The organism is Streptomyces fagopyri (genome assembly GCF_009498275.1).
Classification (GTDB): domain Bacteria; phylum Actinomycetota; class Actinomycetes; order Streptomycetales; family Streptomycetaceae; genus Streptomyces; species Streptomyces fagopyri.
Genome location: NZ_CP045643.1, coordinates 6,882,208 through 6,897,353 on the forward strand (window position 1 = coordinate 6,882,208; position 15,146 = coordinate 6,897,353).

Here is a 15,146-nt window from a genome sequence, read left to right on the forward strand (position 1 = left end):
AGAGCCCGGCCGATGTCGCCCGAAGGCACCCCGCCCTCGCCCGACTGGAGCCCCGTGTCCCGCCTCAGCGCCGCCGTACCGCCCTGGCTCGCCCACGCCCTGCGCACGCAGCGGGGCCCCGTGCCCTGGAACGCGGTCGTACGAGGTGCCCTGGCCGCCGGACCCCTCCTGCTCGTCGCCGTACTGAGCCACGACACCTCCGCCGGTGTCGTCGCGGCCCTCGGCGCCATGCTCGCCGGGATCAACGACCGGCCGGGAAGCCGTCGGGCCGCGGTCAGGCGGCTCGGAGTGCCGGCGCTCGCGGGAGCCGGTGGACTGCTCGCGGGTTCGTACGCGGGACAGTACGCCGGGGCGGTGACGCTCACCCTGCTTCTCACGGTGCTCGGGCTGTTCGCCGGAGCCGTCAGCGCGGTCGGTCCCGTCGCGAGCGCGGCCGGGACGCAGCTGCTCGTCGCCTCCGCCATCGGGGCCGGGATGCCCCTGCCCGAGCCCGGCTGGCAGCGGGCGCTCCTCTTCCTCGGCGGGGCCGGCTGGCTGCTCGCGTTGCGGCTCGCCCTGCCCACCCCCGGAGCCACCGCCGGGGACTACCGGTTCGACGGAGAGCGGCACGCCGTAGGCGCGGTGTACGAGGCGGTCGCCGCGCTGCTCGAAGCGGTCGGGGGGCCGGACGCGCCCCGCCACCGGGCCGCGCTCACCGCCGCACTCGATCACGCCCAGGACGCGCTCGACGGACCCCGGCTGCGCCGCCGCGCCGGTTGCGCGGCCGAGCGCCGACTGCACGCCCAGTACGCCGCCGCACTGCCGCTCGCCGAGGCCGCGACCGCCCTCGCCTGGGCGGGCGACCCGTTACCAGCGCGGGCCGCGCAGGGGCCACGTCGACTCGCCGTCGCCGTACGCACCGGCACGCACACCGGCGCGTTGCCCGCGCCCGCCCGCTCCGCGCCCGCCCTGCGCGCCCTCGACGACGCGCTGCTGCACGCGGCCGACACCTTCGACAGGGAGGGCCGGAGGGGCGGTGAAGGCGGGAGGGGCGGCGGATGCCGGAGAGGTGGAAGGGGCCTGAGAGGTGACAGGGGCCAGAGGGGCGAGGGAGCCCGGGGAGGGCAGGGAGAGCAAGGAGGCAGGAGCGGCGCCGGACAGCGCCCGCACATCCGGCGCCGGACCGCCCCGTCCCTCGTGCGCACCGCCTTCGGTTCCGGCGGACGCGAGTACGGGCTGCGCGTCGGTCTCTGCTTCGGCGCCGGCGCGGCCGTCGCCCAGGCCCTGCACCACACCCGCTGGTACGGCAGCCACCCTCACTGGTACTGGCTCCCCGCCACGGCCGTCTTCCTCGTCAAGCCCGATCTCGGACCGCTCGCCTCGCGGGTGATCTGCCGGGCCGCGGGGACCGTGCTGGGCGCCGTCGTCTTCGCCGGCCTCGCCGCGCTGCTGCCGAGGCCGGCCGGGCCGGTCGCCCTGGTCGCGCTCTGCGGCGCGCTGATCCCCGTCGCCACCCGGCACTTCGCCGCGCAGACCGCCGTCGTCACCGTCCTCGTGCTCTGCCTGGTCGTGGTGGGAGGAGAACCGCAGGCCTCCTGGAACCGGATCGGCGAGACGCTGCTGGCGTGCGCGATCGTGCTGCTCGTCGGGCATCTGCCGGCGCTCGGGCAGCGCGCGGGAGGGGTACGGGCCCGGCTCACCCGCGCCGCCGAGGCCGCCCACGCCTATCTCGCCCATGTCCTGGACGACGGCACGACGGACGACCGGACAGGCCGGTGGGTGCTGCGCCGTGAGGCCTACCGGTCGCTGGCCGAGGCCCGCGCCGTGATCGACGTCGCCGCCGCGGAGCTTCCCGCGCTGGCCCGGCACGCCGAGGGCACGGACGAGGTCGCGGCCACCCTCGAACGGCTGGTCGACACCACGACCGCCTGCGCCGTACAGCTCGACGACACCGGGCGGCTCACCTCCCGGCACACCGGGCGGGTCGCCGAACTCCTCGAAGAACTCGACGAACTCGCCGGACGACGGGCGGGGTCGGCGGCCCCACCACGGGACGGTCAGCGGCCCGCCCCCACGCGGCTCGCGGGCTGAACGCCGCCCGGGGACAGCGCGGCGGCAACACGGCGACAGTGCGGCGGCAGGCCGGGGACACCGCGGCGGCGGTCCGACGACGGCGCGGCGACTGCCTGGCGCGGCCGCCGGCGGGACGGCACGGAACGCGGTCAAAAAATCTTGGTGATCCACCGATGAGTTCCGTGCCCGCGTCCGGTCACCACACCGAAGGCACCGTTCGGTAGGAGGGACACATGACGCTTCCCAGGATCGTCTCGCGTGAGGAGTGGCGCACCGCGCGCGAGGAACTGCTGGCCAAGGAGAAGGCCGCCACGCGTGCGCGGGACGCGCTGGCCGCGGAGCGGCGCGGCCTGCCCATGGTCGAGGTCGACAAGGAGTACGTGTTCGAGAGCGGCGACGGGAAGGCGACGCTCCTCGACCTCTTCGCGGGGCGCCACCAACTCGTCGTCTACCACTTCATGTTCGCGCCGGAGTGGGATGCGGGCTGTCGCAGCTGCTCGGCCTTCCTCGACCAGATCGGGCACCTCGCGCATCTGCGCGCCCGCGGCACCGAGTTCGCCGCCGTCTCCCGGGCGCCGTACACGAAGATCCTGCCGTTCAAGGCCCGCATGGGCTGGACGCTGCCCTGGTACTCCTCCCGGGAGAGCGACTTCAACTACGACTTCCAGGCATCCTTCGGGGGCGACGAACCCTACGAGCGGCCGGGGATGAGCTGCTTCCTGCGGGAACACGACCGGGTGTTCCACACGTACTCCACCTACGAGCGCGGACTCGACGGGCTCGGTTCCACCACCACCCTGCTGGATCTCACGGCGCTCGGGCGGCAGGAGGAGTGGGAGCGGCCCGCGGGACGGGCGTCCGTACTCGGCGCGCCGGCGGGCAGCGAGCGGATCCGCTACCACGATGAGTACGAGGACTGAGCCGGAATACGAGTACCGGGCCGGATACGAAGGCCGGGCCGGATACGAAGGCCGGGCCGGATACGAGGATCTGGCCGGGCACGCGGACCGGCCGCGTACGAGGAGTGAAAGGAAACGCGCGCGGCAGGAGAGCTCCCTCACACCAAGCGATGAACAGGTGTCGGCTACGTCTCAGTCCTGTCACCGGGCGAGCCCTGCACCCCGCCTCCGGCGTTTAACTCTATGAGTCGCTCAACTTTTGAAGTACAGCGCTGCATGGAGGTACAGGGTGAACGGGCGAATGGTGCTGGAGCGCTTTCCCGCCGGCGGACCACGCGGTTCGTGGCCCGCCGAGGAGTTCGCGCACGCGTGCCGCCTGGAGGGTCAGGCCGCGGAGGTCGTCATGGACCTCGCCTCGGACGCGTTCCTGGTGATCGTGCGCGGCGGGGAACTCGTCGAGTAGCGCTGCGTGCCGGTTCAACCCGCCTTCGGCGCGGGCACCTTCGAGGTGAACTGCTCCGCCTGGAGCGAGTACAGCTCGGCGTAGACGCCGCCCGAGGCGAGCAGTTCGTCGGGGCTGCCGGACTCCACGAGACGGCCCTGTTCGAGTACGTGCACCAGATCGGCGTGGCGGACCGAGGCCAGCCGGTGTGTGATGAGGATGACCGTCTGCCCGCTGCCCGCCAGCGCCCGGATCTTCTCGAACACCTCCAGCTCGGCCCGCGCGTCGAGGGCCGCGGTGGGCTCGTCCACGATCAGGATGCGGCCGCGGCGGTACGCGGCCCGTGCGATGCCCAGCCGCTGCCACTGGCCGCCCGACAGTTCGTGTCCACCGCTGAACCCCCGGGCGAGGAGCGTGTCCAGGCCGCGGGGCAGGTCGGCGACCACGTCCTCGGCACCGGCCTCCGCGACCGACGACGCGACGCGCTCGTCGGTGAGCGGGGCCGAGGCCCGGCCGACCGCGACATTGACACGGGCCGTGAACGGCCACCGCTTGAAGTCCTGCGCCACCATCGCGATGCGCCCGGCCAGTTGCTGCCGGTCGACGGTCACCACGTCGACGTCGTCCCACAGGATCCGGCCCCGCTCGGGCGCGTAGAGTCCCGCGAGCAGCTTCACCAGGGTCGTCTTGCCCGAACCGTTCTCGCCGACGAGCGCCACGATCCTGCCCAGCGGCACCCGCAGGGTGACATCCGCGAGCGCCGGCCGGGTCGACGCGCCCGGGTAGGTGAATGTGACGTTCTCGAAGCGGATCTCACTCGGATCCTCGGGGAGCGGATCGCCGCCCACCGGTATCGCGCGCTCGGCGGCCTCGACGTACAGGCGCTGGAGGTCCCCCACGAACAGGGCCTCCTCGTGCAGGGAGTTGACCTCCAGGACGAGGGTGTCGAGGCTCGCGGAGCCGGTGCGGATCGCGAGTACGGCCGTCCCCGCCACCGCGAGCGCCATCGCGCCGGTGACCAGCAGCGCGCCGAGGGTCGCGTACGTCGCCACCGTGGCCAGCCCCGTCCAGGCCGCCGCGATCAGGCCGGTCCGGGCGGAGAGACGGGCCAGTCGGGCCTGTTCCGCCTCGGCGGTCTCCGACATCGAGCGGAAGTGGCGCAGCAGGAACGGGCCGACCCCGTGCACGCGGATCTCCGGAGCCGCCTCGGGCTCGGTCAGCAGGTTGCTGATCAGATGCCCGGCCCGGGCGTGCTGCACCCAGGTGTGGAAGGACTCGTAGCGCCGCCGGGCGATGGTCAGGGAACTCCAGGCGCTCGGCAGGGTCATCGTCACGAGCAGCGGCAGCAGGGCCGGGTGCAGCACGGTCAGCACGCCCGCGGCCGCGATCAGGGAGATCATCGCGTTCACGACGCGGGTCGCGATCGCGATCATGCGCCGGGCCGAAGTGGCACCGTACTGCGCGGTGTCCAGCAGCTTGTGGAAGGCGTCGTCCTCGATCGCGGACAGCTCCACGGCCGCCGCCCGCTCCAGATAGAGCTCGGTCGCCACCCGCTCCACCTTGGGTTCCAGACGTCCGGTGGCGTAGGTGGAGGCCGCCCGCAGCAGCGCGGAGAGCAGCATCACGACGGCGACCGTGATCAACGCAGGGGCGGCTCCGCGCAGCCGGTCCTGGACCGGGCCGCTCGACACCAGCCGGCCCAGCACGTTGTTGACGGCCAGCAGGCTCACCGCCTGCGCCGCGCCCCGCGCCAGCTCGGCGACGAGCACGATACGGGCGGCGCGGCGGTCCGCCGTCCAGGCGAGCCGGAAACTGGAGGCGAGCAGCGCGGGCAGCCGCGTCACCATCGCGCGGAAGTTCAACTCCATGAACGCGTCGGAGTGCTGGGACCATCCCATGTCGTAGCGCAGGGGGCCGCCGAAGAGCAGGCGTTCGGAGGCGGAGGGTGCCGTCTTGCCGCGGTCACGCGTCTTCTTCGGGGGCGCTTCCTGCGGCGGCCCCTGGTCCGTGTCCGGCGCGGGCTCCCGCGCCGGGCCGGGCGGTGCCTTCCGCGCCGGGCCGGGCGGTGCCTTCCGCGCGGATTCGCGTGGCGCTTCCCGTGCCGGTTCGGGTGGCGCTTCCCGTGCCGGTTCGGGTGGTGCGGCCCGTTCCGGTTCGGGTGGTGCGGCCTGCGCGGGGTCCGGCGGTGCCTTCTGCGCTGTTTCCCGTGCTTCCTCGGGCGCCGGTGTGTGCGTCGCCCTCTGCACCGGCTCTCCTGCCGAACTCCCCACCATGGGCCTCCCCCGGGTACGGACGAACGGTGCCCTCCCCAGGAACGCGGCACTTCACGCACGGCGGCGACGGGGCACGGGTGGCGACCGGCGCACTTCGGACCCGCCGGGAGCCCCCGGTGACGGCGGCCTACACGCTGATCGGGCGCGACCAGACGGGGGTGGTCCCCGTGATCCGGCACAGGGCCAGATAGAGGGGGATCGGCGGGGTGTACGGCAGGGTGCCGTGCGGTCGGTGGATGAGTCCGGGGGCGAGCGGGGCGTCGGGTACGACCGCGCCGGTGGCGTAACGGGCGGGCGCGGGCCAGTCCAGGGCCACGTCGGACTCGGAGGGCACGAGCCACCACCACTGCGCCCTGTCGGCGTAGACACAGCCCACGCGGGGCAGCCGTGACAGCAGCAGCGGCCCGAACGGGGCGGGCACCGCCACCGCGTCGCACCCCAGCGGCACGGCCATTCCCTCGGGTACGGGGAGACGTCTGACGGCTCCGGACACGGTCCGTGCGCGCTTCAGGCGGACCAGGGTGTCCAGGCCAAGGACCTGAGCGGCGGGTCCTGCGGCTGACGTACCCCTCACAGCCATTCGGTCCCCGTACCCCACGACGTTTCCGTCCCGGTACCCCACGCCGCTTCCGTGCCGGCGCCGGTGCCCCGCGACGCTTCCGTCCCGGTGCCCCGGCCTTCGGACGCCGGCTTCTTCGCGGTCCAGCCGAGGTCGGACCTGGCCGATTCGGCGCCGGTCGAGGGGCAGCGCGGCAGATCCGCCCAGACCAGCAGCCCCGGCCCGGTGTCCTGGGCGCCCCAGGCCCGGCACATGGCCGCGACGAGCGGCAGGCCCCGGCCGTGCTCCTCGTCGGGGCGCCGCGGCGAGGGGCGCGGTTCGCCGGGAGCGCGGCCCTCGTCCCGTACGGCTATCCGCACCAGGTCGTCGTTGTCGTGCAGTTCGCACACCACCCGACTGCTCGCGCTGTGCAGGATGGCGTTGGTGACCAGCTCGGACACGACGAGGACGGCCGTGTCACAGGTGTCGTCGGACAGGGCCCAGCCTGCCAGCCGGGCGCGCGTCAGCTGTCGCGCCCGAGCGACGGAAGCCGGGTGTGCGGCCAGCTCGAAGCGGAACCGGCGCCCGCGAACCGCGCGCGAGCGCAGCCCTGCGATGGCACGGAGACCGGAACGGTCTTCGGCGGTGTCTGTTCCTAAAGGCGCGGACGGAGTCACGCGTGCCACTATCGTCTCGCCGCGGACACTTGGCAAGTGTCACTCTGAAAAATGCAGAGTGCCGTGTGACTCTGTGAAGCGCCATGGCACACTGCAGACAACAGCACGCCGAGCGGCGCCAGTTGGGACCCGTCGAAAGAGACGTAAGGAACCCGGACGGCGCCGCCCGTTCTGTCAGGACTCGGTGTCCGGCCCGCAGAACGGTGTCGTTCGGGGCTCAGTGCCGTTCGGGACTCACAGGACTTCAGTGGAGGTGGGACGTGAGCGAACCGCGGTCCGCGCCGACGGTCGGTCAGGTCGTGCTCGGCCGACGCCTGCTGGACCTGCGCGAACGCGCCGGTCTCAAACGTGAGGAGGCCGCGCGCATCCTGCGCGTCGCGCCCGCCACGGTCCGGCGGATGGAGATGGCCGAGGTCTCCCTCAAGATCCCGTACCTCCAGCTGCTGCTGAAGTCGTACGGGATCTCCGACGAAGAGGCCGAGGCCTTCGTGCAACTGGCGGAGGAGGCCAACCGTCCCGGGTGGTGGCAGCGCTTCCACGACATCCTGCCGGGCTGGTTCTCGATGTACGTCAGCCTGGAGGGCGCGGCCATCCTCATCCGGTCGTACGAACCCCACTTCGTCCCCGGGATCCTTCAGACCGAGGACTACGCCCGTGGTGTCCTGAAATCGGGCGCCGTGGGCCAGACCAGACCCGAGGACATCGAGCGCCATGTGGCGCTGCGCATGCAACGCCAGGATCTGCTCACCCGTGAGGGCGCACCCCGGATCTGGGCCGTGATGGACGAGACGGCCCTGCGCCGCGCCGTCGGCGGCCCCGAGGTGATGCGGGCCCAGATCGACAAGCTCATCGAATCCACGAAGCTGCCCAACGTCACGCTCCAGGTCGTCCCGTTCTCCACAGGGCCGCACCCCGGTACGTACGGGCCCTTCGTGCTGTTTCGCTTTGCCATGCCGGAGCTCCCGGACATGGTCTACAGCGAGTACCTGACCGGCGCCGTCTATCTGGACGAGCGTTCCGAGGTGGCGACCCACCTCGAGGTCATGGACCGCATGGCGGCGCAGGCCGCGACGGCACATCGCACGAAGGAGATCCTCCGGGATCTCCGCAAGGAGTTGTGAATGGACAACATCAAGCAGCGGATGCGCAACGAGCGGATCTACAACGGAATGCCGGCCCGTGAACTCGGCAGCGAGGGCTGGCACAAGCCCTGGAGCGGAGGCAACGGCGGCAACTGCCTGGAGGCGATGAAACTGGCCGACGGACGGATCGCGGTGCGTCAGTCGGCGGACCCGGACGGACCCGCCCTGATCTACACGCCCGGTGAGATGACCGCGTTCATCCAGGGTGCGAAGGAAGGGGTGGCGGACTTCCTTCTCTCCTGATCCCTCTGCCTTCCTTGGCCCACCCACCTCCTCTGGCCCATCCACCTCCTCTGACCCATCTGCCCTTCTGACCCCCTTGCCCTTCTCCTGAACTCCGTTGAATGCTGTTGAACCCCCCTAAAACAGTGATGAATTGGCCACCCGTCGGGATACGAGAAGAAATCCGGAGGCACGACGCAGAACCCAGAAGCACGACGGTGCGGGGCGTGGCCGTCCCGGTGGCGGCGAGAGCGGTCAGCCCGGGGGCAGCGCCTCGCACAACGCCTCCAGGGCCGCCCCGTACGCGTGTTCCGAAGGAGTCGCGTATCCCACGACCAGTCCGTCCGGCACGGACATCGTCGCCCGCGGGTGCCGGAACTCGGCCAGTCCGTCCAGCGCGACCCCCTGCCAGGTCGCGGCCTTGACCGCCGAGCGTTCGGTCCCGGGCGGCAGTCTCAGCACCGCGTGCAGTCCGGCCGCGATCCCGGTGACCTCGATGTGCGGCGCCCGCTCGGCGAGCGCCGCGACGAGCCGGTCGCGCCGCGTCCGGTACCGCTGCCGCATACGGCGCACATGACGGTCGTACGACCCCGAGGCGAGGAAGTCCGCGAGCGTCAGCTGGTCCAGGGTGCTCGCCCAGGCCTCCCGCTCGCCCTTGGCCGCGAGGACGGCGTCGACGTACCGCTGCGGAAGGACCATCCAGCCGAGCCGCAGCGCGGGCGACAGGCTCTTGCTGACCGAGCCGATGTGGACCACCCGCTCCGGGTCCAGTCCCTGTAGAGCGCCGACAGGCCGGCGGTCGTAGCGGAACTCCCCGTCGTAGTCGTCCTCCAGCACCAGTCCGCCGCGCGCGCGTGCCCAGTCGACCACCGCGGCCCGCCGTTCCGGATGCAGCGGGCCGCCGGTCGGGAACTGGTGTGCCGGCGTGAGCAGTACGGCCCGCTCCCGGTCCAGCCCGCCCACCTGGGCGCCGTCCTCGTCCAGGGCCAGCGGCACGGTCCGTACGGACGCGGCGGCCAGCAACTCGCGGTGGAAGCCGAGGCCGTACGACTCGACAGCCAGCGGCCCCCGCAGGACCCGCGGGAACAACAGCCGCAGAGCGTGCGCGAACCCGGAGCAGATCACGATCCGCTCCGGGTCGGCGCGCACCCCGCGCGTGCGGGTCAGGTATTCGGCGAGGGCTTCGCGCAGCTCGCGCCGCCCCGCCGGATCGCCCGGCCCGAACGCTTCGGTGGGCGCCTGCCGGAGAGCCCGCCGGTACGAGGCGAGCCAGGCGGAACGCGGGAACGACGACGCGTCCGGCGTGCCCTGCCGCAGATCGTGCCGGGGGCCCCGGGGCGGTGCGGGGGCCTTCTTCGGTACGCGCGCGGCGGCGCCCCGCGGTGCGCTGTTCCCCCACTGGTTCAGGGGCGTGGCGACCCGGGTGCCCGAACCCTGGCGGGCGGTCAGCCAGCCCTCGGCGACCAACTCGGCGTACGCGTCGGCGACCGTGTTGCGCGCCATGCCCAGGTCGGCGGCGAGTGAGCGGTACGGCGGCAGCCGCGTGCCCGGCGCCAGCCTTCCGCCGCGTACGGCGTCGCGCAGCGCGCGGATCAGGGCGGCCCGGCGTCCGCCCGGACCGGACAGCTCCACATACAGGTCGGCGCCGATCCGCTCCGCAGAATTGACCCATGATTCCGCCATGGAAGTGAACTCTACAACTGGTCTTTCCCGCCCGTAGGTTCATGGTCATGACGACGAACACGAGCACGAGCACGAACGCCGGCGCGGCGCCGACCATGACCCCGACGGTTGACCCGGCGACGGACCCGACAGTGGACCCGACGGTTGACCCGGCGACGGACCCGGCCGTGAACTCGGTGGTGAACCCGGTGGTGGGTCCGCCGGCCGTCGCCGGGAGCCCGCGTCTCGACCTCGCGAAGTCCGCTCCGAGGGTCTTCCGTGCGTTGATCGGCTTCGACGCGGCGGCCCGGGAGGGGCTCGACCCGGCCCTCGTCGAACTGATCCAGATCCGCTCCTCGCACCTCAACCACTGCGCGTACTGCCTCCACATGCACACCAACGACGCCCGCAAGGCAGGTGAGAGCGAGGACCGGCTGCACATGGTCCCGGTGTGGCGCGAGGCCGGCCACTTCTTCACCGAACGGGAGCGGGCCGCCCTGGCCCTCACCGAGGCGGTCACCCTGGTCGCCGACGGCGGAGTCCCGGACGACGTCTACGCGCGGGCCGCCGCGGTCTTCGACGACCAGGAACTGGCCCACGTCCTCGCCGTGATCCTCACGATCAACACCTGGAACCGGGTCGCGCTGGCGACGGCGAAGATCGCCGGAACGGACACGCGCTGAGCCGGAGTCCGGACTCCGGAGCTCGGAGCCCGGAGCCGGAGCCCGGAGCCGGAGCCCGGAGCCCGGAGCTGGAGCCTGGAGCCGGAGCCCGGAGCTGGAGCCGGAGCCCGGAGCTGGAGCCTGGAGCCTGGAGCCGGAGCCCGGAGCCCGGAGCCGGGGCCGGGCCCGGGGCCCGGGGCCCGGGGCCGGGAGGCTGGCGCGGGGCGTGGCGGGGCGCGGGGCCTGGGACCCGGGACGCGGTTGGCGGGGCGCGGGACAAGAGGCGCCGGGCGCGGTCGGCGGGTCGCCTCGGGTCCCGCGGGGCGTCCGTACGCGCCCGCCCCGGTCGTGCGGTCCCGGCCTACGCCGTCATGGGACGGTCGAACGGACCGATCGGCGCCGGCAGGCTGGAGATTCCGGTCAGCGCGCGATCCACCGCGGCCGCCACCGCACGGCCCTCGGCGATGGCCCACACGATGAGGGACTGGCCACGGGCCGCGTCCCCGGCGGCGTACACCCGCGGAACGTTGGTCGCGAAACCGGCGTCGCGGGTGATCGTGCCGCGCGGGTCGAGGGCCAGACCGAGCTGGTCGATCAGACCGTCGTGCCGGTCCGGACCCGAGAAACCGAGGGCGAGCAGCACGAGGTCGGCCGGGAGGGTCCGGCCGGAACCCGGGACGGGACGGCGCCCCGCGTCCACCTCGACCAGGTGCAGCGAACGCACCCGTCCCCTCGCGTCCCCGGTGAAGTGGAGCGTGGACGCGGCGAAGAGCCGCGCGTCCGCGTGCGCCGCCGGCGCCGTCTCCAGGTCCCGGGCCTCCTCGTGCGCGGCCGAGAGCCGGTAGATCTTCGGATACGTGGGCCACGGTTCGACGTCGTGGTCGCGCTCCTCCTCCGGCTGCGGATAGATGTCGAGCTGGGTCACGGACGCGGCTCCCTCGCGCACCGCCGTCCCCAGACAGTCCGCCCCCGTGTCGCCGCCGCCGACGATGACGACGTGCTTGCCGGCCGCGGACAAAGGCGAGACCTCCAGATCGCCCTCGCACACCCGGTCGGCGAACGGCAGATACTCCATCGCCTGATGGATGCCACTCAACTCGCGCCCTGTCACGTCCAGTTCACGCCAGGCCGTGGCCCCCGTGGCGAGCACGACGGCGTCGTAGCGCATCCGCAGCTCCGACGCCGTGAGGTCCCGCCCGATCGTCGTCGAGGTGCGGAACTTGGTCCCCTCCGCCCGCATCTGCTCCAGCCGCCTGTCCAGGTGGCGCTTCTCCATCTTGAACGCGGGGATGCCGTACCGCAGCAGGCCGCCGATCCTGTCGGCCCGCTCGTAGACGGCGACGGTGTGTCCGGCCCGGGTCAGCTGCTGGGCGGCGGCGAGCCCGGTGGGCCCCGATCCGACCACCGCTACCGTCCGCCCGGAGAGCCGCTCCGGCGGACTCGGCGGCGTGAAGCCGTCGGCCCAGGCACGGTCGGCGATGGCCACCTCGACGTTCTTGATGGTGACCGCGGGCTGGTTGATCGCGAGGACACAGCCCGCCTCGCACGGCGCGGGGCACAACCGCCCGGTGAACTCGGGGAAGTTGTTCGTCGCGTGCAGCCGGTCGCTCGCCGCACGCCAGTCGTCGCGCGAGACGAGGTCGTTCCACTCGGGGATCAGGTTGCCGAGCGGACAGGCTTCGTGGCAGAAGGGGACCCCGCAGTCCATGCAGCGGTCGGCCTGGCGCCCGATGATCGGCAGCAGCGCACCGGGGACGTAGACCTCGTTCCAGTCCCGCACCCGCTCCTCGACGGGCCGGCGCGGATACTCCTCGCGCGGAGTGGACATGAATCCCTTGGGATCGGCCATGGCCGTCCCCCTTGCGTGCGCGTAGCGTCACGGAGCCGCACGGGCGTCGGACACCTTCGGTCACGCCTTCCGGGCGGCACTCCTCTCCCGCCACGATACGACGCCTTCCCGGGCCCTGCCGCTCAGGTGAAGGCAGGCCCGCGCCTCGGCCGGGAGCCCGCGTGCGCCGCAGGTGAGGGCACCTGCGCGCGCTCGGGCTGAGGGCGCCGGAGGGGCATCCACGCGTGCTCGGGCTGACGGCGCCGGAGGGCATCCACGGGTGCTCGGCGGGCCACGCGTGCCCGGGTGAGGGCGCGTGGGCGTGGTCAGGTGAGGGCCAGCGTGTACGAGAGCGCCGCGGCGGCCGACGCGAGCGTGCGGACGTGGTTCCATCTCGTCCACCCGCGCACGTACGAGCGCCACTGCGCGGCGCCCTCGGGGCTGCCGGGGTCCATCTTCAGGAGCGCGTCGTTGCGCGGGACGTTCGCGACGACCGTCACCCCGAACGACCCGAACAGATACAGAGCGCTGCCCAGCAGCAGCTCCACCGTCCCGTCGTCGGGCAGCAGCACGAACGTGACCACGCCGAGTACGGCGCACAGTCCCGCCGAGCCGACGAACAGCAGCATGAACGCCGGGCGCACCGCGGCCGCGTTGATCGAGTTCATCGCCGCCACACCCTGGGCGGGCGGCAGCTCGGCCAGCCCGCGCATCACGAAGGTCGAGAACCCGCAGAACACCCCGGCCACCATCCCGCAGCCGAGCACCCCCAGCACCGTCAGCACGAGATACGGCCCATCGATCATGACAACCCCCGCGTCGTCGTTCCCCGAAGCCAAAGATCCTGCATGGCGCCACCCCTCACCACAAGTGAAATCCCTCGCGCCGGCCGCGACCATGGCCGAGGTGCCCGGACGCATGCGCGAGCGTCCAGGAGCCGGCCACCGCCGCCGCGCCCGTCGCGCGGCCAGGCGCGCCCGGTGGGGCAGGCGGGGCGCGCCCGGTGGGGCGGTCGGGGCAGGCGGGGGCGGCCCGCGTCACGCGCCCGCCGTGAGCTCGCCGCGCCACCCCTGGAGCCGCGCCTCCACGGCGGCCGTGATCCGCCGCCGTGCCTCGTGCCGCGGCACGCCGCTCATCAGCAGCTGGTCGTACGGCGTGTCCACATGCCGTACGGACGCGCGGACCGCCGAGGCCACCGCCCCCTCGGACAACGCGCGGCCCGCCGCACTGCGCCCCACCCGTCCGCTCCCGCGCGCCGAGGCGTGCGCGGCGATCTCCCGCGCCCGTTCGGCCGGACAGCCGGGGAACAGCCGGCGTATCTCCCACCAGAACGCGTCCGTGAACCGCTGGTCCTCGGTCTCCCTGCGTCGTGCGTCCCGCGCACGGCGCCGCCGCCGCGCCTCGGCGTCCTCCAGACACCACTCCTCGGCCCGGGCCAGCGCCGTCTCCTCGACGAGGACGCCCTGCCGCTCGTAACGGCCCTGCCGCCGGTTGAACCGCACCACCACCGCCGACAGCGCGCTGCCCTCCCGCGATCTCCGCGTCAGCGCGGTGTCGCCGCGCGGCAGGAACACCAGATGCCCCAGGTCCGCGCAGTCCACGCAACGCGGTGATCCCTCCTCCAGCACCAGCAGCGCCAGCGGTCCTGTCCGGCACTCGACACAGTGCCGCTTCCTGAGCGGCTGAATGACGAGAAGTCCGCTGTGGGACGGAGGAGTCGCGATCGGTGCCATATACAGTTCATTCCCCGGCCCGGCCCGGGACCCACGCCCCGGCCGACCGTCTCTCCCTCGGGCCCTCGGCCCCTTCGCCCGGGGCACCTCGGCCCGGCGAGCTCTCCGTCTCGCGACTTCTTCGCCCAGGGCACCTCGGCCCGGCGAGTTCTCCGTCTCGCGGCCCCTCCGCCGGCGGCACCTCGGCCCCGCGCCTCCGGGACGGCTGGCTCGCGCTTCGCGGTCCGCTGCCCGGGCCGGCGAGCGCGAGGCGCGGGCGCGGCATCATGGGCCTGTGCGACTCGAAGCGATCACCTGGGAACGGCTCGGCGACCTCCTCGCCGAGCGCCTGCTCGACCTGAAGCCCGACGACGGCGGCCCCTGGCCCCGGATCGCCTTCGACGGAGCCCCGGCCGCCCGCCCCGGCGACCTCGCGCACCGTGTCCGCGAGGCGCTGCGCATACGCGGCCGGTCCTCGCTCGTCGTCGACGCCCAGGACTTCGTGCGCCCCGCGTCGCTCCGCTTCGAATACGGTCACGAGGACGTCGACGCGTACTACGACGGCTGGTTCGACACCGGCGCCCTGTGGCGCGAGGTCTTCGGGCCCCTGGACCCCGGCGGGAACGGCCGCGTCCTGCCCGACCTCTGGGACCCGGCCACCGACCGCGCCACCCGCAGCTCCTACGTCCAACTCCCGCCCGGCGGGCTCCTGCTGCTCCATGGCCCCTTCCTCCTGCGGCACTGGTTCCCGTTCGACCTCAGCGTCCATGTCCTCCTCTCCCCGGGCGCCCTGAGCCGCCGTACACCGGAGCCCGAACACTGGACCCTCCCCGCCTTCCAGCGTTACGAGACGGAGGTGGCCCCGGGCGCCGCGGCCGATGTGCTGGTGCGCGCGGACGATCCACGTCACCCGGCGTGGAACGGCTGACGGCACGGCCCGCAGTGCCCTGACGGCGCCGGCTCGCCCGCCCCCGTCGACGGCGTGTGCCGACCCTCCCGGAGAGGACTTCCGGGTGCACATCCCCGGCGACGCGGCA

At 73.2% G+C, this 15,146-nt stretch carries 14 protein-coding genes; 7 read left to right on the forward strand and 7 right to left on the reverse strand.

Annotated features, from left to right (window positions below; all coding sequences use genetic code 11):
* Positions 1–12 precede the first annotated feature (12 nt).
* The 3 genes from GFH48_RS29705 to GFH48_RS29715 all read left to right on the forward strand — a co-directional run bounded on the left by GFH48_RS29705 (position 13) and on the right by GFH48_RS29715 (position 3,414).
* Entirely contained in the window at positions 13–2,070 is a 2,058-nt protein-coding gene (locus GFH48_RS29705) for an FUSC family protein (RefSeq protein ID WP_153291176.1), read from the forward strand.
* A gap of 215 nt (positions 2,071–2,285) precedes the next feature.
* Positions 2,286–2,972 (forward strand): DUF899 domain-containing protein, encoded by a 687-nt coding sequence (locus GFH48_RS29710; protein ID WP_153291177.1) that lies wholly within the window; start codon positions 2,286–2,288, stop codon positions 2,970–2,972.
* A gap of 268 nt (positions 2,973–3,240) precedes the next feature.
* On the forward strand, positions 3,241–3,414 hold the full coding sequence (locus GFH48_RS29715) for a hypothetical protein (protein ID WP_153291178.1): 174 nt from the start codon (positions 3,241–3,243) through the stop codon (positions 3,412–3,414).
* A gap of 14 nt (positions 3,415–3,428) precedes the next feature.
* Here the strand turns inward: GFH48_RS29715 and GFH48_RS29720 are convergent, their stop codons facing one another.
* From GFH48_RS29720 to GFH48_RS29730, 3 genes are all read right to left on the reverse strand, one after another.
* The gene (locus tag GFH48_RS29720; RefSeq protein ID WP_153293178.1) at positions 3,429–5,291 is read right to left on the reverse strand and encodes an ABC transporter ATP-binding protein; all 1,863 of its coding nucleotides are present in this window, start codon (positions 5,289–5,291) and stop codon (positions 3,429–3,431) included.
* Between the two features lie 502 nt (positions 5,292–5,793).
* Positions 5,794–6,246 (reverse strand): hypothetical protein, encoded by a 453-nt coding sequence (locus tag GFH48_RS29725; protein WP_153291179.1) that lies wholly within the window; start codon positions 6,244–6,246, stop codon positions 5,794–5,796.
* On the reverse strand, positions 6,237–6,890 hold the full coding sequence (locus GFH48_RS29730) for an ATP-binding protein (protein WP_153291180.1): 654 nt from the start codon (positions 6,888–6,890) through the stop codon (positions 6,237–6,239). Before GFH48_RS29730 ends, GFH48_RS29725 begins: the two co-directional genes overlap by 10 nt.
* Before the next feature lie 251 nt (positions 6,891–7,141).
* Between GFH48_RS29730 and GFH48_RS29735 the strand changes: the two genes are divergently transcribed.
* Both GFH48_RS29735 and GFH48_RS29740 read left to right on the forward strand, forming a co-directional pair.
* The gene (locus tag GFH48_RS29735) at positions 7,142–8,002 is read left to right on the forward strand and encodes a helix-turn-helix domain-containing protein (RefSeq protein ID WP_153291181.1); all 861 of its coding nucleotides are present in this window, start codon (positions 7,142–7,144) and stop codon (positions 8,000–8,002) included.
* A complete protein-coding gene (locus GFH48_RS29740; protein WP_148013473.1) occupies positions 8,003–8,266 on the forward strand; it encodes a DUF397 domain-containing protein in 264 nt (87 codons plus the stop codon).
* A gap of 234 nt (positions 8,267–8,500) precedes the next feature.
* On the opposite strand, the gene pdxR is transcribed toward GFH48_RS29740, so the two are convergent.
* Positions 8,501–9,928 carry a MocR-like pyridoxine biosynthesis transcription factor PdxR gene (gene pdxR, locus GFH48_RS29745; protein ID WP_153291182.1) on the reverse strand — a complete coding sequence of 476 codons (1,428 nt, stop codon included), beginning with the start codon at positions 9,926–9,928 and terminating at the stop codon, positions 8,501–8,503.
* A gap of 95 nt (positions 9,929–10,023) precedes the next feature.
* Here pdxR and GFH48_RS29750 point away from each other — a divergent pair, with 95 nt between their 5' ends.
* Complete coding sequence (locus GFH48_RS29750; RefSeq protein WP_153293179.1) at positions 10,024–10,590, forward strand: carboxymuconolactone decarboxylase family protein; 567 nt, start codon at positions 10,024–10,026, stop codon at positions 10,588–10,590.
* Positions 10,591–10,930: 340 nt separating this feature from the next.
* Here the strand turns inward: GFH48_RS29750 and GFH48_RS29755 are convergent, their stop codons facing one another.
* From GFH48_RS29755 to GFH48_RS29765, 3 genes are all read right to left on the reverse strand, one after another.
* Positions 10,931–12,418: a glutamate synthase subunit beta gene (locus GFH48_RS29755; protein WP_153291183.1), complete on the reverse strand. Its 1,488-nt coding sequence runs from the start codon at positions 12,416–12,418 to the stop codon at positions 10,931–10,933.
* A gap of 305 nt (positions 12,419–12,723) precedes the next feature.
* Positions 12,724–13,203, reverse strand: a complete 480-nt coding sequence (locus GFH48_RS29760) for an anthrone oxygenase family protein (protein WP_153291184.1) — start codon at positions 13,201–13,203, stop codon at positions 12,724–12,726.
* Between the two features lie 231 nt (positions 13,204–13,434).
* The gene (locus GFH48_RS29765) at positions 13,435–14,130 is read right to left on the reverse strand and encodes a DUF2293 domain-containing protein (RefSeq protein ID WP_153291185.1); all 696 of its coding nucleotides are present in this window, start codon (positions 14,128–14,130) and stop codon (positions 13,435–13,437) included.
* A gap of 274 nt (positions 14,131–14,404) precedes the next feature.
* On the opposite strand from GFH48_RS29765, the gene GFH48_RS29770 reads away from it, so the two are divergent.
* Complete coding sequence (locus GFH48_RS29770; protein ID WP_153291186.1) at positions 14,405–15,037, forward strand: nucleoside/nucleotide kinase family protein; 633 nt, start codon at positions 14,405–14,407, stop codon at positions 15,035–15,037.
* Positions 15,038–15,146: the final 109 nt, after the last annotated feature.